Source organism: Mycolicibacterium sp. XJ662 (assembly GCF_053484035.1).
In genome coordinates this window covers 64,247-83,448 of record NZ_JBEFTL010000013.1, presented here as the reverse complement: position 1 = coordinate 83,448, position 19,202 = coordinate 64,247, and the positions used below count along the sequence as shown (strand labels likewise).

At 66.6% G+C, this 19,202-nt stretch carries 14 protein-coding genes; 3 read left to right on the top strand and 11 right to left on the bottom strand.

Features of this window, described 5'->3' with window-relative positions; genetic code table 11:
• Window positions 1-213: 213 nt before the first annotated feature.
• Window positions 214-2,100, bottom strand: coding sequence for a serine/threonine-protein kinase (locus tag ABQE93_RS24780; protein ID WP_448411152.1), 1,887 nt, complete (start codon window positions 2,098-2,100; stop codon window positions 214-216).
• Between the two features lie 312 nt (window positions 2,101-2,412).
• Between ABQE93_RS24780 and ABQE93_RS24775 the strand changes: the two genes are divergently transcribed.
• On the top strand, window positions 2,413-4,011 hold the full coding sequence (locus ABQE93_RS24775; RefSeq protein WP_448411150.1) for an aldehyde dehydrogenase (NADP(+)): 1,599 nt from the start codon (window positions 2,413-2,415) through the stop codon (window positions 4,009-4,011).
• Between the two features lie 60 nt (window positions 4,012-4,071).
• On the opposite strand, the gene ABQE93_RS24770 is transcribed toward ABQE93_RS24775, so the two are convergent.
• The 6 genes from ABQE93_RS24770 to ABQE93_RS24745 form a co-directional block, all read right to left on the bottom strand.
• Window positions 4,072-4,644, bottom strand: coding sequence for a VldE C-terminal domain-containing protein (locus ABQE93_RS24770; protein WP_448411148.1), 573 nt, complete (start codon window positions 4,642-4,644; stop codon window positions 4,072-4,074).
• A 225-nt stretch (window positions 4,645-4,869) separates the two neighbouring features.
• Window positions 4,870-7,158 (bottom strand): esterase-like activity of phytase family protein, encoded by a 2,289-nt coding sequence (locus tag ABQE93_RS24765; protein WP_448411224.1) that lies wholly within the window; start codon window positions 7,156-7,158, stop codon window positions 4,870-4,872.
• A gap of 187 nt (window positions 7,159-7,345) precedes the next feature.
• The gene (locus ABQE93_RS24760; protein WP_448411146.1) at window positions 7,346-8,128 is read right to left on the bottom strand and encodes a hypothetical protein; all 783 of its coding nucleotides are present in this window, start codon (window positions 8,126-8,128) and stop codon (window positions 7,346-7,348) included.
• Window positions 8,116-9,486 (bottom strand): hypothetical protein, encoded by a 1,371-nt coding sequence (locus tag ABQE93_RS24755; protein WP_448411144.1) that lies wholly within the window; start codon window positions 9,484-9,486, stop codon window positions 8,116-8,118. Before ABQE93_RS24755 ends, ABQE93_RS24760 begins: the two co-directional genes overlap by 13 nt.
• 39 nt (window positions 9,487-9,525) lie before the next feature.
• Window positions 9,526-10,917 (bottom strand): WS/DGAT/MGAT family O-acyltransferase, encoded by a 1,392-nt coding sequence (locus tag ABQE93_RS24750; protein WP_448411142.1) that lies wholly within the window; start codon window positions 10,915-10,917, stop codon window positions 9,526-9,528.
• Between the two features lie 54 nt (window positions 10,918-10,971).
• A complete protein-coding gene (locus tag ABQE93_RS24745; RefSeq protein WP_448411140.1) occupies window positions 10,972-11,436 on the bottom strand; it encodes a Crp/Fnr family transcriptional regulator in 465 nt (154 codons plus the stop codon).
• 225 nt (window positions 11,437-11,661) lie between these two features.
• Here ABQE93_RS24745 and ABQE93_RS24740 point away from each other — a divergent pair, with 225 nt between their 5' ends.
• Window positions 11,662-12,387: a M15 family metallopeptidase gene (locus ABQE93_RS24740; RefSeq protein WP_448411139.1), complete on the top strand. Its 726-nt coding sequence runs from the start codon at window positions 11,662-11,664 to the stop codon at window positions 12,385-12,387.
• Here ABQE93_RS24740 and ABQE93_RS24735 read toward each other — a convergent pair.
• On the bottom strand, window positions 12,384-13,025 hold the full coding sequence (locus tag ABQE93_RS24735) for a DUF1361 domain-containing protein (RefSeq protein WP_448411137.1): 642 nt from the start codon (window positions 13,023-13,025) through the stop codon (window positions 12,384-12,386). The genes ABQE93_RS24740 and ABQE93_RS24735 overlap by 4 nt on opposite strands.
• A gap of 68 nt (window positions 13,026-13,093) precedes the next feature.
• On the opposite strand from ABQE93_RS24735, the gene sodC reads away from it, so the two are divergent.
• Window positions 13,094-13,963 (top strand): superoxide dismutase[Cu-Zn], encoded by an 870-nt coding sequence (gene sodC / locus ABQE93_RS24730; protein WP_448411135.1) that lies wholly within the window; start codon window positions 13,094-13,096, stop codon window positions 13,961-13,963.
• A 181-nt stretch (window positions 13,964-14,144) separates the two neighbouring features.
• On the opposite strand, the gene nrfD is transcribed toward sodC, so the two are convergent.
• From nrfD to fdh, 3 genes are read right to left on the bottom strand one after another with little or no spacing between them, the layout of a single operon-like run.
• Window positions 14,145-15,089 carry an NrfD/PsrC family molybdoenzyme membrane anchor subunit gene (nrfD, locus tag ABQE93_RS24725; RefSeq protein WP_448411133.1) on the bottom strand — a complete coding sequence of 315 codons (945 nt, stop codon included), beginning with the start codon at window positions 15,087-15,089 and terminating at the stop codon, window positions 14,145-14,147.
• Window positions 15,086-15,931: a 4Fe-4S dicluster domain-containing protein gene (locus tag ABQE93_RS24720; protein ID WP_448411131.1), complete on the bottom strand. Its 846-nt coding sequence runs from the start codon at window positions 15,929-15,931 to the stop codon at window positions 15,086-15,088. The genes nrfD and ABQE93_RS24720 overlap by 4 nt, the downstream gene beginning before the upstream one ends.
• Window positions 15,928-19,188: a formate dehydrogenase gene (fdh, locus tag ABQE93_RS24715; protein WP_448411129.1), complete on the bottom strand. Its 3,261-nt coding sequence runs from the start codon at window positions 19,186-19,188 to the stop codon at window positions 15,928-15,930. Before fdh ends, ABQE93_RS24720 begins: the two co-directional genes overlap by 4 nt.
• Window positions 19,189-19,202 lie beyond the last annotated feature (14 nt).

The following is a 19,202-nucleotide window of genomic DNA, read 5'->3' as shown; positions in this document are numbered from 1 at the left end:
CCGGTCTCGGGCCGCTGGGCCCCTCGGCTACAGGTAGGCCACCTACCCGTTCGGGGTTGAAGAGCATCGACGTCGCGCGGCCATCCAACTTCGCCGAGCTGCAGCCCGCGACCAACGTGAGCGCGCAGATGATTGCGACGCCGGCGTTGCGACCCGCACGGCGACCGTTCACCAGCCGCTCAGGCCCTTCACTGTGAAGCTCTCCTTCGTGTCCTAATTCATCAGCTTGGTGCTGCCATCAACCGGATGCCAGGTACTGACCTTCTTCGCTAGGCAATGGTTTCGGTCGAAGCCTTGGTCGCTACACCACCCGAGCACGTCTACGTAGTAGGGAGACTTCAAACCCACGATCGTGACCCAGAAGTTACGGCCGTCGAAGGTGGACCAATCACCGGACCACAGCAGCTTGACGTCCGGGTACTGGTCGCGCAGCCGAAGGTGCTCGTCGAGGATCTTCGCGTTGTTCCACACGGTGCCCTCAGCTTCGAGACCCACCCGCTTGGAACTGATCTGCGGCACCCAGACGTCAGTCAAATATGCGGCAACTTCTGAACGGTCGCGATTCGCTAATGCGCGAAGCTGGTTGAGGCTGCTCATCTCCGCATCGGGTGTCACAGTGACTGTCTGAGTCGACGTCTTAGGCGGAGCCTTCGTCGGTGACGGTGTGGCGGCCGTCGGCTCTTCACCGGGTTCTGATCTGCCCAGTGAAAAGTCGACGCCCGCCTTGGCTTCCGCCTCGGTGTAACTCACTTCTGGCTGCTGCGCGACCTGAATTCGATAAAACCTTGCCCCGGTGGGCACTTCGTCCACGCGAAACCGGAGCAGACACGCGTCCGGACCCCGATTGCTGCCCTGAATAGCGCCTTTGGCGAGCAGCGTTCCTGACTCGTCCTGGACAGTGACAGGTGTGTTTGGACCGACGTCGCCGTAAACCCTTGTCCCAACGCACTTGTAGCCCTCAGGGAGATCTGTCGTCTTGACGGCATCGTCGGGCAATCGAAGGATACCGGCGAGGGTGAACAGCTCAGGTTCCGACTCATCCGTGGATGCAACCGCGAAATAGCCAACGATTGCCACGATGAGGACCGCTGCGGCGGCAGCAGCCACGACCAGCGGAACGACTCTGCCGCGATCCTTGCGCGGCTGGGCTGCCGTGTGTTCGTCGCGCCTGGGTATGTCGGCATGCTCGGTGGACGCCACCGGACGCGGCATTGTTTCCGCAACGTTCAGACTCGGAGTCGGTGCAAGTCCTATCCCAGAGTCCTGTGAACGTTCTAGCGCTCGCGCGAAATCCGTGCATGTAGAGAACCGTTCGTTGGGATCCTTGGCCAGTGCGCGAGAGATCGCCGCGTCGAATGGAGCCAACTGGGAATCTGTTTCGGCGAGTGCGGGCACCGGTGCGTTCAAATGTTGCCCGATGACGACAGCTGGGTTGGAATGCTGGAACGGCGGTTCGCCAGTCAACATGTGATACGCCGTGACGGCCAAGGAGTACTGATCGGTCCTGCTATCAAGGGCGAGCCCCATGAGCTGCTCGGGGGCGGCGTAGACTGCGGTGCCGACCGTCATATTGGTCGCCGTCAGCCCGCTCGAGTCGTCCGCCAGATCGCGGGCAACCCCGAAGTCTCCGAGCAGGATTCGTCGTTCGCCGGTTTCGATATCGGACACCATTATGTTGGCTGGCTTGACGTCTCGATGCAGCAGTCCCTGAGCATGGGCATAGTCGAGCGCGCCCGCGACGGCGGTGACGATCTCAATTGCGTCTTGTGCCGGCATACCGTTCGGAAACTGCTCTCTGATCAGCCGGCCGACGTCGGGGCCGTCGACGAAGTCCATGGAGATCCACAGCCGTCCGCGGAACCTGCCGCGGTCGTGAATTCCGACGATGTGTGGGTGCCACAACTTGGCCGCCAGATCCGCCTCTCGGTTGAACCGCTCCATGAAGTCGGGGTCAGCCGAGATGTCGGAGCGCAGCACCTTGATGGCGTCTTGTCGCGGCAGCCTGGGGTGTCGGGCGAGATAGACCTCGCCCATGCCGCCAGAGCCGAGCATCCGCTGGATGGTGTACCCAGCGAACTTCGTACCGGCGGTTAGCGGCATGTCTTTGCGGTACCCGCCGTTCGTATCCGGCTAACTCGCGACGACGCCCTTTTCTCCTTAGCGCCGATCTTTCGGCTGGCACGGGCGCAAGTGCGAATGTCCATGGGTGGATCCCCCGATCCGAGCTGCCCCTGACATCCGAAAGCCTAACGAATCGCCAACCCTGGCTGCCAGCGAATGATGTATTCGAGTGCTTCCGCTACCGTAGGCCGCCGTCGGCCTGCATCAATGCCCGCTAAATCAGTCTTGGACAGGCATGGATGTCGGCCTAGCGTGGTGGTCAAGACACCGATCTCGACGGGCTAGGACACCATGACTGCCACACTTCCCGACACCACCGGCCTCACCGGACAGATGATCATCGCCGGCGCCCACGTTCGCGGTTCCGGCCAGTCTGTTCGCGCCCTCAACCCCGCCAGCGGCGAGACCCTCGAACCGGCCTACCACTACGGCGACGACTCACACGTCGACGCCGCCTGCGCGGCCGCCGCCGACGCCTTCCACGAATACCGCGCCACCACCGACGAGCAGCGCGCCCAGTTCCTCGAAGCCGTCGCCGCCAACATCGACGCCATCAAAGACACCCTCATCGCCCGCGCGGCCGCCGAGTCCGGCCTGCCGACCGCCCGCCTCACCGGCGAGTCAGCGCGCACCACCAACCAACTCCGCCTCTTCGCCGCCGTGCTGCGCGAAGGCTCCTTCCACCACGTCGTCATCGACCCCGCCCAGCCCGACCGCCAGCCCGCCCCGCGCCCCGACATTCGGCAACGCTCCGTCCCGCTGGGTCCGGTCGCGGTGTTCGGCGCCTCCAACTTCCCGCTGGCCTTCTCGGTCGCCGGCGGTGATACCGCCTCCGCGCTGGCCGCCGGCTGCCCCGTCGTCGTCAAGGGTCACGACGCCCACCCCGGCACGTCCGAACTCGTCGGGCGCGCCATCACCGACGCCGTCGCCGCCAGCGGCATGCCCGCCGGCACCTTCTCGCTGTTGTTCGGCGACGGGCCCTCTCTTGGCACAACTTTGGTGACCGATCCGCGTATCAAAGCCGTCGGCTTCACCGGATCCCGTTCCGCCGGAACCGCTCTCGTCGCCGCCGCGGCGGCCCGGCCCGAACCGATCCCGGTCTACGCCGAGATGAGCGCCATCAACCCCGTCTTCCTGCTCGACGGTGCGCTGGCGGCCCGCGGCGCCGATATCGCCAAGGGGTTCGTCGGTTCGCTGACGATGGGGTCGGGCCAGTACTGCACCAGCCCCGGTCTGGTGATCGGCGTCGACGGCCCCGGTCTTGACACGTTCGTCGCCGCGGCCCGCGATGCGCTCGCCGATGCGCCGGCCACCCCGATGCTCACCCCCGGGATCGCCAGCAGCTTCGCGTCCGGTGTCGACGCGCTGGCCAAGCAGGTCGAGCTCGTCGGCCGCGGCCAGCCCGCCGACAACGAATACGCCTGCCACGCCGCGCTATTCACCACAGACGCCGCCACCTTCCTCGAATCGAAGGCCCTGCACGCCGAGGTGTTCGGGTCGTCGAGCATCGTCGTGCGCTGTCGCGACCTCGCCGAGATGCGCGCAGTCGCCGAGAACGTCGAGGGGCAGCTCACCGCCACCGTGCACGCCGACGAGTCCGACTACGACGCCGCGCGTGAGCTGCTGCCGCTGCTGGAGCTCAAGGCCGGGCGCATCCTGTTCGACGGCTGGCCCACCGGCGTCGAGGTCGGCCACGCCATGGTCCACGGCGGCCCCTACCCCGCCACCTCGGACTCGCGCACGACCTCGGTCGGGACTCGCGCGATCGAACGCTACCTGCGCCCCGTCTGCTACCAGAATGTACCGAAGGCGTTGCGGCCCAGCGTGGTTGCGGACAGCAACCCCGACGGGTTGTGGCGCCGCGTCGATGGCCAACTCACCCGCGACTAGGATGATTTCGGTGCGCAAACCAGCGATGAGCGCGTGTTAGCGCACCCAAATCGCAGAAGACTAGCGCAAGTAGGTCTGGCCCTGCGACGGGAATCCGCCACCCCGCGTGGCGATGTGCACATGGTCGTAATGGTTGGCGGTGTCCGAACCGCGGTTCGTCATCGTCCTTTTCGAGCCGTCGGGCTTGTAGATGGTCTGTCGCCAGATCGCGTGCACCAGACCGAAGCGCTCGGCGTTCTCCAGCACGTACGCCGTGACCCTGTCCCCGAGCGCAATCCCTTGCGCCGACCGCGGGTTCGGGATCATCACATCGATCGCCAACCCGTGCGGATGCCACTTCAACGGATCCGAACGCACCCCGCCGATATCGAGGATCTCGGGAAAGGTCGCGCTCACCGCACGCGCGGTCAGGATCGTGTCGACCTGCAGACCGTTCTCTGGGGCCACCCCATGCGGTAACGGAGCCGGGACGCTCGGGGCCGGCGGAGGCGGCGGCTCGGCCGCCATCAGCTCCATCGGCGGCGCCGGGCTCGGGGTTGGCGCTGACACGGCCGCCTCGACGGTGCGCGGAGGGCCGTCTGCGCCGACGACAAACAACGTGCCGGCCGACACCAACCCTGCGACTACCGCCAAACGCGCTGACTGCCGCCGTTTGGCTACCGAATGCCTTCCCATCGGGGCCGCAGCTTAGCCGCCGCTCCTGTGAGGACAAATCGTTGTGAACGGTTCGCGGGCACGCTCATTCGCATCCGAGGTACGAAAAGCCTGGTCACCGGGCCGCAGCCGCACCGATGCGTGTCAGCCGTCGTGGTCAGCATCATGTTTAGTGACGGATGTGACCCCGGCCGCTTTTGGCGGCTACGACTGCAGCGCCTCACCCGCCGGACCGAGGTCGAGGAACTGCGTTTCGCCGTTCGCGTCGTCGAGGCCGTCGTTGTCGGTAACCACGTACAGGTTGCCGTTGCCGGCGATCGCGAAACCTTCGACCTTCTCCTGTACGTAGCCGTTGCTCGCCTGCAGATCCGGCAACAGGTTGCGCGCCAGCGTCTTCGACAGCACCGGCGGCGCCTCCCTCGCCGGCGTCACACCGGGGCCATCGGGCACCACGACGCGGTAGATGGCCTTCACCCGGGCGTCGGGCCCGTTGAGCTTGTCACGTTCCAGCACCAGCAGATTGCCGTCGTGCACGGCGATTTCGGACAGCCCGATCCAGTCACCCTCTACCGATGTGCTTTCCAGCGGATAGCCATACCACTCCCACGCGTCGCCGTCCGAGGTGTAACGGCCGATCCGCGCGACGCCCGCCGGATCACCCTCGAGCTCGCGCTGCAGCACCACCCAGACCGTGTCGCCGTCGACGGCGATGCCTTCCAGGCCCTGCCCGCCCAGCGCCGCGGCGATGTCGGCGGGCAGTCCGACACGGCGTTCGATGCTGCCGTCGGCGTCGACGTAGACCAGCTGGTTGCCGTGGCCCTCCTCGCCCTCCACGGCGAGTACGAACCCTCCCTCGGGACGGGCAGAGACGCCCTCGACGTCCAGCGTGACGGGCCGGCCGTTCTCGGTCACCGGTAGCGCGGTGTCGATCAGCGCCGGGGTCTTGGTCAGGTCGATGCCGAGGATCCGCGATGGTCCGACCGCGATGTCCGGTGAGGTGTAGAGGCGGTTCTCGTCGGCCGGATCGGCGGCTAGGGCGCTCAGCGCGCCCCAGCCGATCGGGACGCCGTCGACATCGCCGGACACGATCGACGGGAACGTCGGCTTGCCGCCCGCCGCAGCGTATTCGTCGCCGTGGCCGTAGACGGTGACCGAGGCGCGCACGCGGGCCTCGGCGTCGTCGGCCTCCGACGAGATGACCAGAAGGTTGCGCGCCGGGATGGGCAGAACGCCTTCGGGTCCGGGTGTCGTCGGCATGATCTGGCGCAAGACCGGTGCGGTGACGTCGCTGACATCGTAGGCGGCGACGAAGTTGCTGCGCTCGGAGGCGACCAACGCGGTTGGCTTACCGCCGATTTCGGTGATGGCCAGGCCTTCGGGTTCGGGTCCCTTGGATTCGGCGCGGCTCTCGATGTGCAAACCGGTGCGCACGGCCAGCTGCTCGAACGAGTTGCCGGCGTCCCAGACGACCTCGCCGGTGTTGGCGTCGAAGATCGTCCAGCCGCGGGTGCCGCCCTTCCAGTCCCCTTCGTTGGCGGTGGCGAGGTGGTCGTCGCCGATCCAGCCGATGACGTCGGGCTCGCGTGGACTCTCGGGGATGGAGCCGGTCTGGTCGATCGCGCCGTCCTCGGCGGTGTCGATACCGTCGACGGAAGTTGCTCCGGCGCTGTAAATCCGGGTGACCTCACCGGTGCGTCCGTCGATGATGGCGATGCCGTTGTTCTCCTGCAGCGTCACCGCGATCTGGCCGCGAGAGTTGATGGCGACGTACTCGGGTTCGAGGTCTTCGGGTGTGCCGACGCCGGCGGCGCGTGCGGCGTCGACGTCGAAGTCGACCTGCCGCGGAGTCCATTCGGTTGCCGGACCGGCGAGGTCGATCAGCTGGACGAATCCTGTTGGTGGCTGCGGTAGGTCGCCTTCCTCGCCGCCGGGCGGGGTGAACTCCTCGCCGCGTTGGTTCTCGATCGCGATCGCGGCGAACGAGCCGTCCGGGCTGACCGCGATCGAATCCGGTTGTCCGCCGAGATCGATGCTGTGTACGCGGGTGCGGTCTGCGACGCGCACGACGTCCACGCGGCCCGACGGGTTGGCGTAGTCGCCACCGGTAGTGTCGACGACGACCATCACAACGTCGCCGACGGCGGCCACCGAGGTGGGCTGGTCGTCGGCGTTGCCGAGCTCAGCCAGCGAAAGTATGCCCAGGCCAGCGGGTTTGGTTGGATTTCGGATGTCGAGGAAACCGATGCGCTTCGCGGCGGCGTCGGTGTAGATGACGGTGTTGCCGTCGGGGGTGACCGTGGAGATCTCGGCGACGGTCTCGGCGTCGAGCGGATCGTCAACGGGCCGGTTGAGGTACACCGGATAGGTGGCCAACCGGTGGTAACGCTGCGCCGCCGGCACATCGAAGTCGATGGGCGACGACGCTTTCGGGGTGTCCGGTCGGTTCTCGGCGGTGCTGTCCTGCTGCCGGTCGGTCGAGCATCCAGCCACCATCAACGCTGCGATCGTGGCCGCAGCCAGCGTCGTCCTCACAGTCCACCTCTTCAGTTGTCCGATGGGTCGAGTGAGTTTGGCGCGCACAGGTAGCCAGACGGTGATCATCGGGTGAACGCAAGGCAATCGCTGCGACGTCGGTGCGCTAACCAGCGCTGTTCGCGTGTTAGCGCACCGAATTCACCACTTAGGTGAGGTCGAAACGGCCGGCGCGCAACCGCTCTGCCGCGCGGCCGTCGACAAACTCCATCCGGTCTTCCGGATGTCGCCAGTAGTGGCGCACCAGCCAGTACAGTGGCACACCGGTAGGCACGTACATACCGAGGGCTCCGATCACACGCTCGCTGCCATCGCGCAGGTGCAGCACCACCGATCTGCCGGAGTTCTTTCCTTCCTTGGATTCCGAGTGATCCGCGACGTCGACGATGTCGTCCCATTCCAACGTCCGGGTTCGCAGCACATCGGCAATATCGATCATCGCCGGAGTGAACTTGAGATGGCCTATCTCTCGTCGCTGGAATCCGGTGACCAAGGCGAAGACGGCCACCATGCCGGCTGACATGAGCAGTACGGGGTAGAAGATCTGCATTCCCCGGGACATAGAAAGATCGATCATCCCTCGCGGGAGGAAATATGCGAAGAGAAACGACGATGGGATCGCCGCGATGATTCCGGTGAAATACAAGATGCCGTACCGCTTGTCCGGTCGAACGGTGAAGCCTGCGGCATCGGTCGTCGTTCGCATCCGCGTTCTGCCGGTTGCCGCCATCAGCAACAGCACCCCAACGAGGATGGGGAAAGCCACAACGCCGAACACCAGAACCGCCGTCAAGTAACTGCCACGAACAGCGGCCAGGATGCCCTCGACAGTGAAATACGCGATAAGCCCGTAGAACCCGATGCATACCCAAAGCAGGCGCTTGTCGGCCTTGGCCCAGTTGGCTGGTTCAGGGAGGTTCAGTACGGACACAGCACGTCCCCGACGAACTTGCCCATCTGTGCGCCGCCGAACCCTACGGCGAAGGCACCACCCGCGGCGAAAAGTGGGACGGCCACTACCGCACCGGGTCCCGTTGCCGCGCCAAGCAGGGCACCGAGTTTGACGCCGCCCCAAGCTCCGCCGCCGCCGGCTGCCCCGGCGACCAGCGCGACGCAGCTGTCATGGCGCGAATCGGCCATCGCCATGTCGAAGACCGTCGTGGCCACCGTCAACGCCGGACCACCGAACTTCATTGCCTTGCCGATCTTCTCGACCGACTCCTGGGTGACCATCGGCAACGAACCACCGTGGGCGATGTGCTTTTCCAACCCCGCCATGCCCGATGTGGTCGCCAACGAAATGTTGTCGATCAACTCGACAGGCACCGCAGTGTGTCGCCCGTCGGCAGTGGTGAAGCCCGCCCTCACATACCCGGTGGGGCTCATCGACATCGAAAAGTGCGAGCCGTCGGCGTAGCTGAACGTCGTGTAGTCGCAGTTGTTGCCCATGTCGTGCCATGAACTCGTCGTCGCGACGTACTCACCGTTCTTGTCGAACTCCTCGATCTGGAAGAAGTTCATCCTGCTCGGCCACTCGAACGGGTCCATGCGGGTGGTGACGGCCTTACTTCCGTCCTGCTTGATCACCGTCGTCGTCTCTTCGCCGTACTCATTAGTCGATTCGACGACTTCGCGCACCTGTTGCTGCTGATCGGTCGACCGCACCGCCTGCTGGGCCGCAAGGCCCACCACCGTGCGGGGGTTCGGCGCCTCGTCGCCGGGTCGCTGCGGCGTGGCGAGCATCATCTCGCCCACGTCTTTGGGCGGCCCGGGCTCGACGAACCCGAACTTCTCACCCGCCGCCAACACGGCATTCGCCGTCGCCTCGTCGGCCTCACCCACAGCGATCAGCATCGCATTAATCGCCGCCTGCTCCCGCACCGCCAACGCCTGCAGTTCGGCCATCTCCTCATCGGACATGTACGCGGGGTCGATCAGCACCACCCACTGATCGGTCACGTTCAGCGGCCCGGCATCGAGTTCGTCGGCCTTGGCCAACAACGACGCGCGCGCACCTCCCAACATCTCCGCACCGTCGTTCAGTGCCGATGCCACCGCGTCGACGTAGCCGGAGAACTCCGAGGCCTCCACCTCCGCGCGCCCAAACATCGCCGCTGCCGCGTCGTGCGCAGGACCCGACCATCCGCGCATTTCCGGCAGCCGCGAGCAGGCGTCGTCCAGCCCCGATACCGCCGACCCAACGGCCTTTCCACCGGCGCTGACCGCCGCCGACGTCGTCGACAACGTCTCAGGTCGCCAACTCTCCAACGTCGATCGGCTCGGCAGCACGCATCGATTCTCTCGCATCCGCCACTGCGGCCGATGCACCTATTTGCTGGGCTTCCCCACCAGTTCGGCCAGCTCGATCTCGAACTGATCCCCCAGATCCCACAGGTCGTCGACCAGTTTCTGACACGAGATGATGCCGACGTTCAGCTTGCCGCTCAACGACATAACGGTGATGTTCAGCCCCGAGCCGTGAAAGATCGGGCCCAGCGGATACAGCGATTTCATCTCCGCCCCCATCGCGTACAGCTTGGTCGGCGGGCCCGCCACATTCGAGATCACCACGTTGTGAATGGGTGTGCGCTTCAACGGCGTGCGGGACAACACCTCGAACGCCACGCCGAACATCGCCGGTGGCAGCGCCTGCGTCACATCCGCCAACAGCGTCGGCGCCAGCGCTGAGCTGTGTTCCTTTGCCCGCGAACTGGATTCGGCTATCACCCGCAGCCGCTCCACCGGATCTGCGATATGGGTCTGCAAGTTGCAGAACATCCCTGACAACTGGTTGCGGCCCGGACGGTCCCACTGCCCGTGCATCGACGACGGAACCACCGCCAGCAACGGCTTGTCTGGCAGCTCCTTGCGGCCTTCCAAGTATCCCCGCAGCGCGCCCGCGCACAAGGCCATCACCACGTCGTTGACCTTGACGCCGTACCGGTCCTTCACGCGCTTGACGTCGTCAAGCTCCAGCTGCGCCAGCGCCAGCGTGCGGTCCGCGGTGATCTCCGCGTTGAACACCGTCGCCGGAGCCGTGAACGGCGCCGCCATCGCCCGCCCGCCTACCGCGCGGCTAACCGTTTTCACCACCGTCGACACCGTCGACGGCACCGCACGCGACAACTCCAACGGCCGCGTGAGAGCACGCAGGAACCCGCCGGCGACGATCTCCAACCGGTTGGCTCCGCCGGGGCCCTCGACCGGATCGGGTGGTGGCGCGTCGGGCTGCAAGTCACACAGCTGGTTGAGTAGGTTGCCTGCCGAGACGCCGTCCACCGCGGCGTGATGCACCTTGATCATCAACACGATCGGCCCGCCGTCCCGCGGGTCCGTGCCGGCGATGCCCTCGATCACCCACATCTCCCAGAGCGGCTTGCTGCGATCCAGCGGAATCGACGCGATGCGCCCGCAGACCTCGGACAGTTCTCGGCGACCACCCGGCGCGGGCAGCGCGATCCGGTGCAGATGCTGCGACACGTCCAGCTCGGTGTCCTCCACCCACACCGGATGATCGAGGTTCAGCTGACTGTTCGCGAGCTTTGCTCGCAACTCCGGTAACGCCCCCATCCGCGACGCCAGGCGGCTGCGAAGGCCGTCAAAGCTGTAGCCGCCGGGGATCGTCGACGGGTCCAACTCCGCGATCGAACACACATGCAGCGGAACCGAAGTCGACTCGGCGTAGAGCATGCTGGCGTCGAACGCGGTGAGCCGTTCCATCGACCCGATGTACCCGCGCTGACCTTCGCATCAAACCTCGGGCACCAGAAACGGTTAACCCGACCCGTCGGGTGCGGCGCCCGGGACGTGCCGCGCCACAGTCTGATCCATCGTTTCGCGCAATGCCGGCATCTCGTCAAGCAGGCGCCGCAGATCGTCGCGCGCGATGTGCAGCACCGCGGCGCGACCCATCGTCGTCACCGTCGCGTTGCGCAGCGATCCGCGCAGCACCGACTCGCCGATGACCTCGCCGGGCCCGACCACCGCGATGCGGTCATGGCCGACGTAGACCCCCGCTTCTCCGTCGAGCAGGATGTAGCAGGCGTCCGAGGGCGTCTGCTCCTGGATCAGCGGCCACGGGTTCGACGTCGACGTGCGGTGCGCCGCTGACACCAGACGCTTGAGGTCCTTGTCGGAGAATTTCGCGAACGTGTCGAACTCGCGGAGCCGACGCGCGTCCTCTTCGATCTCCTGCGCGCGAGCCGCTTCGCTCGCACGGGCGTAGGCACGGTTATCCATGATGAGCTCTCCGATCCGCGAGCGACGCTGACACCGGGAGCCTAGTGAATGCGGGTCATCGGCGTGACCGTGTTTCGCTTCCTGGACAGCTGTCCAAGTCAAATCCCTGTCCCCTCTGCGAGGGTGGCCGCGACAGTGCCGTCTCATACGCGACGCGCCGCTCGGACCGTATGAAAGTGCACAGTCGCGAATGAAGGGGGCGGCCGAACCGCGATACATTGGCCCATGCGAGTACGACGGCGCCTGGCCACACTGGTGATGGCCACCACCGCGGCCGTCGTGCTTGCGCAGTGCAGCGCCGAATCCGCGCCTGCACCCTCGGCAACGCCGTCGTCGTCGACCGTCGTCCCGGCCGCCCCACCACCACCGAGCCCGCCGCCGCCGCCGACCCCGCCTCCCCCGGCCGTCCACCCGGTGACGGCCGCCGAGCTCGGACCGAGTTGGCGCCCGGATTGTCCGCTCGCCCCGGAGCGGCTTAGACGGGTCGAGATCGACCACATCGGTTTCGACGACCAGATCCACCGCGGCGAGCTGATCGTGCACGAGGACCTGGTGGCCGAGGTCGTCGAGATCTTCGAGGAGCTGTATCGGCTGCACTATCCCATCGAGAAGATGCACACCGTCGAGCGCTATCCCAACGCCGACGACGAGCTGTCCATGCGCGACAACAACACGTCGGCGTTCAACTGCCGCGACATCCCGGGCAGCGGCCAATGGTCATGGCATGCCTACGGCCGCGCTATCGACCTCAACCCGCTGATCAACCCGTACATCGACTCCGCAGGCGACTTCCAGCCCGACAACGCCGAGGTCTACCTGGACCGCAACCGCATCGACCCGGGTCTTCTGCACGACGGCGATCCCACCGTGCTCGCCTTCACCGAGCGCGGCTGGCGTTGGGGTGGCCACTGGCGCACGCCCAAGGATTATCAGCACTTCGAGCGTCGCTAATCGCGCCGGCCCGACGCGGCCAGCGACCACACCGTCAGATACGCCAACCCGAAGAACGCCGCCACCGCGACCGCCACCCCCGTTGACTGCACGTACGCGAACGGCGAGCGCACCCAATCCAGCGTCGACGCCGCCACCGCCTCCGGGTGCGTCAGCAGATTCCACGAGTTCCACCGCTGGAAGCGTCCGATCACGACGCCGATCGCGCACAACCCCACCGAGACGATCGCCGCCGTCCAGCCGACCAGCAGGCCGAACTCACGCTCGATCCGTCGATGCACCAGATACAGCGACACCGTCCCGAGGACGATGCCGGTCCACGCCGCCACCCCGTACTGCAGGACGTGCCGCCACAATTCGACGCCTTCACCCAGGTGCACCAGATCGGTCACCAGATAAGGGGCGTTGGGCAGAAACGCCAGCCACACCAGTCCCAGCGGGATCAACCAGACCCGCCGGCGCACCGCGGCGAACCCTGCCGCGAAGCCCATCGGAATCCACGCCAGCACCAGGTTCCAGATGAGGAACCGGGTCGGGTAGAACAACGGTTCGGCCGGATCGGTGACCCCTAGTACGATCGCCAACCCGGTGGTGGCCACCAGCGAAACGAGCAGCACCAGCCGCGACGACTCGGTCATCTCTGCAGCTTGCCAGCACACATTCGTCTGCGAGGATTGAAAGATCTTGTTTCGGGTACGCGCCCCCCATGTCCAAGTCGAAAACCGCAGCTGCCGCCGCCCTCGCCGCACCTCTCGCGATCGCCATGTTGAGTGCTTGCGACACCCAGGGCGCCGACCAGGAAACCACCTCGCCCACCACCACCAGTCCCGCGCCAGGTGCCGAAACGATCACCACTGATCTGAAAACCGCCGACGGCACCACGGTCGCCAACGCGACGATCGAGTTCACCGACGACTTCGCCACCATTACCTTCGAGACCACCGAAGGCGGCGTCCTGACGCCCGGTTTCCACGGCTTCCACATCCACGAATTCGGCAGATGCGAACCGAACTCCGTCGCGCCGGACGGCGGGGAACCCGGCGACTTCCTCTCCGCCGGCGGGCACCTGCACATGCGCGGACAGGCCACCGACCACCCGGCTGCGGGCGACCTGACCCCGGTCGAGGTGCGCTCGGACGGAACGGCGCGCCTGGTGGCCACGTCCGACGCGTTCACCGTCGATGACCTGCGCACGGCGCAAGGCTCCGCGTTGATGCTGCACGAGCAGCCCGACAACTTCGCCAACATCCCGCCGCGCTACACCGTCAACGGGGTGCCCGGTCCGGACGCCGAGACGCTGTCCACCGGCGACGCCGGCAGCCGCGTCGCGTGCGGTGTGCTGGCACCGGCAACCGAGGCCCCGCCGACCACGGACACCACGACGGTGACCGAGACCTCGCCGGGGGCTCCGGTGCCGCCCGCGGGCACGACCTCGCCGGGCACCGAAACGCCGCCGGCCGAGACCACCAGCCCGACCACGACCGAGAGCCCGGCCACGACGACGTCCCCGACCACGGAGACGACGACCACTACGACCGTGACGACGACGCCGACTGAACCCGAAGAGGGTCAGTAAGCGCGGTCCGACCCGGTGTGGCGGTGTCGCCTCCCCGGGGGACGGTTGGATTTTTGCCCGGCTAGCAGCGAAAAATTCGCTCAACTACGACACGGCGTAGCGACTACAGCGAAAAATTCGCTCATAGCTGGGCACTTTGAGAAGTGGTCCCCGGAGCAGCGCGTCGCTCAGGGCGCGTCGTTCAGACGTGGGCGCGCTGCCCCGCCTCCACCCGCTCCCGTTGCGGCACCACAACATATTTCGGGTCGTGCGTGGACTCCACACCCGCCTCGAACACCGCGAACCGCTGCAGCGCGCTGCCTACCAGCAGCGCCGCCCCCGACGCCGCCGTCACCGCACGGCGTCCACCAATCAGCGCGCCAACCGCGCCGCCGACCGTCAGCACTTCCGACAACTGGCGAAACCGGCGCGGCCTGCCCGACGCATACACCTCGGCGGCCACACCCATCCGCTTCACCATCGCCTGCGACGCGGTGACCTCCAGCGCCGCGCCGACGACGGCCATCCGCCGAGCCGGGCCGGTTTCGTCGCCCGGCGCCAGCAGCATCCCGAGCCCGCCACCGCTGGCCGCCGCCGAGCCGACGAACACGAACGGCAGATACGGGTGCGCCTCCTTCCACGCCGGAACCGCCGTCTGCGACAACAGAACTGAGGTGTACGACGCCACCGCCGGAGCCGTCGCCGCCGCACCCAATCCCGCCGGTCGCGCCAACCGCTCCACCCACCGGCCGAGCCAGGTGCGCCGTAGCCGCTTTGGCATCATCTCGGCCACCGCGGCCACCCCTGCGCCCGGTCCGTACGCCGACAGGATCCAGGTGCCCACGCTCATCGGCGAACTCGGTTTGGCCACCCGCAGCATGTGGTGGAAGCGCTCCGGTCGGCCCAGATCCGCGATGAGAAAAACCAAACTCGCCAACACGCTCACCAGCGCGCCGATCCGCGAAACCTTGCGCAACCCAGGCAGACCCGTCAGATCCGCGCCCGCACCGAGCATCGCCGAACCGCCCGACAACCCGCCGGCGAACAGGTACGCCGCGATCCGCCAGTCCCATACGGGTGTCTTGAGGATCTGCTTGCCGTAGTAGGAGCGGAACTCCGCGCGCGGTACGTTCAGCTGCTCTTTCATCGCCGCCACCCCGCGAACGCGGACACCGCGATGCCCACCATCGCCGAGGCGGCGATGCCCGCGTAGCGCCACATCGCCGGGGCGTCGCGCGTCGGCACCACCGGATCAGGTGGCAACCCATAGACTTCCGGCTCGTCGAGCAGCAGGAAGAACGCGCCGTTGCCGCCCACGCCGTCATCGGGATTCTCCCCGTACAGCCGCGCCTCGGTGACGCCGCGTTCGTGTAAGTCGGCCACCCGCAACGCAGCTCGCTCCCGCAGCTCGTCGAGCACCCCGAACTGGATCGAGTCGGTCGGGCAGGCTTTGGCGCACGCCGGTTCGAGCCCGTCGCCCAGCCGGTCGTAGCACAGCGTGCACTTCCAGGCGCGCCCGTCGCCCTCGCGACGTTCGATCACCCCGTAGGGGCAGCCCGACACGCAGTACCCGCAGCCGTTGCAGATGTCTTGCTGCACAACGACGGTGTCGAACTCTGTGCGGAACAGCGCGCCCGTCGGGCAGACATCCAGGCAGCCGGCGTGGGTGCAGTGCTTGCACACGTCGCTGCTCATCAACCAGCGGAAGTCGGTGCGGGTCTCTGCCCCTGATGTATCACCCGGCCGCTCAAATCCCGGCATTCCCAGGTCAACTGGCGGGTCGACTGGCGGCTGCTCGATGAACGCGACATGCCGCCACGAGTTCGCCCCGAGCTCACCGGTGTTGTCGAACGACGTGCCCAGCAGGTTGTACCCGTCGTCGGGCACCGCGTTCCATTCCTTGCACGCCACCTCGCACGCTTTGCAGCCGATGCAGACCGAGGTGTCGGTGAAGAAGCCGACCCGCGGTTGTTCGTCGTAGGCGGTCATGGCGCCTCCTCGGTGTGCTCGTCGGCGGGTTTCGTGGTGTCCACCTCGGTACCGGTCTCGGCCGTGACACCGGCCCGACGCCGGTATTCCGCTATATACCCCAGCAATTCGACTCCGCGCGGCCGCCGGCCCGGCTGGATGTCGCACGTCGCGACCTTGCTTTCCTGGATGAACACGTTCGGGTCGGCGACCACGCCGAGCAGATCGTTGACCACGTCGCCGTCGATCAACCCGACATGCCCCCAGTGATACGGCATCCAGATCTGGTGCACCACCCGGTCTTCGATGCGCAGCGGTCGCATCCGCTCGGTGACGAGTACGCGGGCGTCCACCGCGGTGCGGCTCGTGATGACGTGCGCCCAGTCCATGTGCGAAAGTCCGCGCAGCTCAGCAAGTTGCGGCGACACCTCCACGAACAATGCCGGCTGCAGCTCGCTGAGATAGGGCAGCTGCCGGCTCATACCGCCCGCGGTGTGGTGCTCGGTGAGCCGCGCGGCGGTGAACACGTACGGGAACACTTCGCCGTGGGGTTCCGGTGGCGAGGGGTTCGACGGGTTGTCGGCGCGGCCGTACACCTTGCGCGCCGGGTTGCCCTGCTGCTGGTACAGCGCGTTGCGCACCGGCGATTCGTGCGGTTCGTAGTGCGTCGGCAATGGACCGTCGAGCACGCCGCTGGGAGCGAACAGCCAGCCCTTACCGTCGGCCTGCATGACGAACGCGTCGTCGCCCCGTAGTGCCTCCACCCCGATGGCGTCCGGATCCGGCCGGTAGTCCGGGGGTTTCGTCTTCTCGAAATCCGGTACGTCGTAACCGGTCCACTCACCGGCGTCGGGATCCCACCAGACGAGCTTCTTGCGTTCGCTCCAGGGTCGGCCTTGCGGATCGGCCGAGGCGCGGTTGTAGAGCACCCGCCGGTTCATCGGCCAGGTCCAGCCCCACTCGGCGGGCGGGCCGTGGTCGGTGTGCGGGTTGCGCCGCGCCGCCTGGTTGATGTCGTCGGCGTACACGCCGCTGTAGATCCAGCAGCCGCAGAGGGTGCTGCCGTCGGCCTTGAGCTCGGTGTAGCCGTCGACCGCGCGGCCGGTGGTCAGGTCCACACCGTTGATGCGGCGCAACACGTCCTCGGCGGAGGGCTCGTCGCCCTCCATCGCGTAGTCCCAGGCCAGGTCCAGCAGCGGCCGGTCGCGCTCATCGGTTGAGCCGGCGAGCTTTTCGCGCAGCCGGCGGCCCAAGTGGTAGAAGAACCACAACTCGGAGCGGGCATCGCCGGGCGGTTCGACGGCCTGCTCGCGCCACTGCAGCATCCGCTGGGTCTGGGTGAACGTGCCCGACTTCTCCACATGCGAGGCCGCCGGGAACAGAAACACCTCGGTGCGGCAGGTCTGCGGGTTGATCTCGCCCGTCTCGATCTCCGGGCCGTCCTTCCAGAACGTGGCGCTTTCGATCTCGACGAGCTCACGGACCACCAGCCAATCCAGGTTGGCCATGCCGAGCCGCTGCAACCGGCCGTGCGCCGAGCCCACCGCGGGGTTCTGGCCCAGCAGGAAGTAGCCGAAGACCTTGCCGTCGACCATATCCATCACGGTGCGGTAGGTGCCATGGTCGCCGTTGATGCGGGGCAGGTAGTCGAAGCAGTAGTCGTTGTCCGCGGTCGCCGCGTCGCCCCAGTACTCCTTGAGCAACGACACCATGTAGGTATCGGCGTTGCGCCAGAACCCTTTTTGGTAGCTGCCCATGATGTCGTCGAGGTAGTCGGACAGTGACTCATGGCCCGCCTCGGGCATCGCGAGGTATCCGGGTAGCAGGTTGAACAACGTCGGTACGTCGGTGGACCCCTGGATGCTGGCGTGTCCGCGTAACGCCATCACGCCGCCGCCGGGCCTGCCGATGTTGCCGAGTAGCAGCTGGATGATCGAACCCGCGCGGATGTACTGCGCTCCCACCGAGTGCTGCGTCCAGCCGACGCTGTACACCAGCGCCGAAGTCCGTTCTCGCCCAGAGTTTTCCGTCCATGCCCGAGCGATCTCGAGGAACTGCTCGGCGGGCACCCCGCAGACGCGCTCCACCATCTCGGGGGTGTAGCGGGCGTAGTGGCGTTTGAGGATCTGGTAGACGCAGTTCGGGTCCTGCAGCGTCGGATCCGACGGTATCTGTTGGGTGGATTCGAGTGGTGCGCCGCCGGAGCCGTGCCGTTCGGGTGCGGCCTTCTCCTTGTGCTCTGCGCCGCCCTCTTCTGAGCCCGTGGTCTGGTACTGCCAGGTCGAGGGATCGTAGGAGGCGGTCTCGGTGTCGTAGCCGCTGAACAGGCCGTCCAGATCCTCGGCGTCCCGGTACCGTTCGTCGACCAGGAACGACGCGTTGGTGTAGGCGGTGACGTACTCGCGGAAATCCAGCTCGTTGGAAAGGATGTAGTTGATCACCCCGCCGAGGAACGCGATGTCGGTGCCCGCGCGCAGCGGGACGTACTGGTCGGCCAGCGCGCTGGTGCGGGTGAACCGCGGGTCGATGTGCACGACGCGCGCGCCTTTCAGCTTGGCCTCGACCACCCACTGGAACCCGACCGGATGGGCTTCGGCCATGTTCGAGCCCATGATGACGATGAAGTCAGAGTTGGCGAGGTCTTGCTGATAGTCCGTCGCTCCGCCGCGACCGAAGGAGGCTCCCAGACCGGGAACCGTGGCGCTGTGTCAAATACGGGCCTGGTTCTCGATCTGCAGAGCGCCCAAGGCGGTGAAGAGCTTCTTGATCAGATAGTTCTCTTCGTTGTCCAGCGTGGCGCCGCCGAGGCTGGCGATTCCCATGGTGCGGCGCAGCGTGTTGCGGTCGGCGTCGAACTGCTGCCAGCCCTTCTCGCGGGCGTCGAGCACCCGGTCGGCGACCATGTCCATGGCGGTGTCGAGGTCGAGTTCCTGCCATTCGGTGCCATACGGCGGGCGGTAGCGCACCTTGGTCAGCCGCTGCGGGCCGGTGACGAGCTGCTTGCTGGCAGATCCTTTGGGGCACAATCGACCTCGGGAGATCGGGCTTTCCGGGTTGCCCTCGATCTGGATGACTTTGCGGTCTTTGACGTAGACGTTCTGGGCACAGCCGACCGCGCAGAACGGGCAGACCGAGCGCGCGACACGGTCGGCGTCGACGGTGCGCGGGGTGAGCTCGGCGCTGAGTTTGGACTGGGCGGCCCGGCCGCGACCCGTTGGATCCTGCCCCGTCAACTGCCGATACACCGGCCACGACTGGAACAGTTTCTTGATCTCCATGAAGCTCTCCCTAC

Excerpts from the sequence above, each read along its gene's own strand:
- ABQE93_RS24780 (WP_448411152.1), bottom strand. The coding sequence starts at position 2,100 with ATGCCGCTAACCGCCGGTACGAAGTTCGCTGGGTACACCATCCAGCGG.
- ABQE93_RS24775 (WP_448411150.1), top strand. The coding sequence starts at position 2,413 with ATGACTGCCACACTTCCCGACACCACCGGCCTCACCGGACAGATGATC.
- ABQE93_RS24765 (WP_448411224.1), bottom strand. The coding sequence starts at position 7,158 with ATGGTGGCTGGATGCTCGACCGACCGGCAGCAGGACAGCACCGCCGAG.
- ABQE93_RS24750 (WP_448411142.1), bottom strand. The coding sequence starts at position 10,917 with ATGGAACGGCTCACCGCGTTCGACGCCAGCATGCTCTACGCCGAGTCG.
- ABQE93_RS24745 (WP_448411140.1), bottom strand. The coding sequence starts at position 11,436 with ATGGATAACCGTGCCTACGCCCGTGCGAGCGAAGCGGCTCGCGCGCAG.
- ABQE93_RS24740 (WP_448411139.1), top strand. The coding sequence starts at position 11,662 with ATGCGAGTACGACGGCGCCTGGCCACACTGGTGATGGCCACCACCGCG.
- ABQE93_RS24735 (WP_448411137.1), bottom strand. The coding sequence starts at position 13,025 with ATGACCGAGTCGTCGCGGCTGGTGCTGCTCGTTTCGCTGGTGGCCACC.
- sodC (WP_448411135.1), top strand. The coding sequence starts at position 13,094 with ATGTCCAAGTCGAAAACCGCAGCTGCCGCCGCCCTCGCCGCACCTCTC.
- nrfD (WP_448411133.1), bottom strand. The coding sequence starts at position 15,089 with ATGAAAGAGCAGCTGAACGTACCGCGCGCGGAGTTCCGCTCCTACTAC.
- ABQE93_RS24720 (WP_448411131.1), bottom strand. The coding sequence starts at position 15,931 with ATGACCGCCTACGACGAACAACCGCGGGTCGGCTTCTTCACCGACACC.